This is a genomic window from Streptomyces neyagawaensis, assembly GCF_023516595.1.
Lineage (GTDB): Bacteria > Actinomycetota > Actinomycetes > Streptomycetales > Streptomycetaceae > Streptomyces > Streptomyces neyagawaensis.
Genome location: NZ_JAMGBG010000239.1, coordinates 1 through 970, shown reverse-complemented (window position 1 = coordinate 970; position 970 = coordinate 1). Strand labels below are relative to the sequence as shown.

Below are 970 nucleotides of genomic sequence, written 5' to 3'. Positions count from 1 at the left end.
AGCGGCAGTTCCAGCGACACCGCGAGCCCGATCGTCTCGGATTTGAGGGCGACGCCGGGGCCGGAGGTGGTGGTGACGGCGAGGGAGCCGCCGAAGGCTGCGCCCAGGGCGGCGCCGATCCCGGCGATCTCGTCCTCGGCCTGGAAGGTGCGTACCCCGAAGTTCTTGTGCCGGCTCAGCTCGTGCAGGATGTCCGAGGCCGGGGTGATGGGGTAGGAGCCCAGGTAGAGGGGGAGGTCGGCCTGGCGGGAGGCGGCGATCAGTCCGTAGGACAGGGCCAGGTTCCCGGAGATGTTCCGGTAGATGCCGGGCGGGAACGCGGTGGCCGCCGGAGCCACCTCGTAGGAGACGGCGAAGTCCTCGGTGGTCTCGCCGAAGTTCCAGCCGGCGCGGAAGGCGGCGATGTTCGCGGCGGCGATGTCGGGCTTCTTGGCGAACTTGGTGTTGAGGAACTTCTCGGTGCCCTCGGTGGGCCGGTGGTACATCCATGACAGCAGTCCGAGCGCGAACATGTTCTTGCTGCGTTCGGCTTCCTTACGGGTGAGGCTGAAGTCCTTCAGTGCCTCGACCGTCAAGGTGGTGAGGGGGACGGGGTGGACGTGGTAGGCGTCGAGGGAGCCGTCTTCCAGGGGGCTGGTGGTGTAGCCGACCTTCTGCATGGCGCGTTTGGTGAATTCGTCGGTGTTGACGATGATCTCGGCGCCGCGGGGGATGTCGGTGATGTTGGCTTTGAGGGCGGCGGGGTTCATGGCGACCAGGACGTTGGGGGCGTCGCCGGGGGTGAGGATGTCGTGGTCGGCGAAGTGGAGCTGGAAGCTGGAGACGCCGGGCAGGGTGCCGGCGGGGGCGCGGATCTCGGCGGGGAAGTTCGGCAGGGTTGACAGGTCGTTGCCGAACGAGGCGGTCTCGGAGGTGAAACGGTCACCGGTGAGCTGCATACCGTCACCGGAATCACCCGCGAACCGAATGA

Annotated in this window: 1 protein-coding gene; it reads right to left on the bottom strand. The window is 67.3% G+C overall.

What is annotated here, in order from left to right; translation table 11 throughout:
- Nucleotides 1–968, bottom strand: a 968-nt coding sequence (locus M8J73_RS44470; RefSeq protein WP_249829927.1) for a 2-oxoacid:acceptor oxidoreductase family protein, incomplete at its 3' end; no start/stop codon positions are given.
- Nucleotides 969–970: the final 2 nt, after the last annotated feature.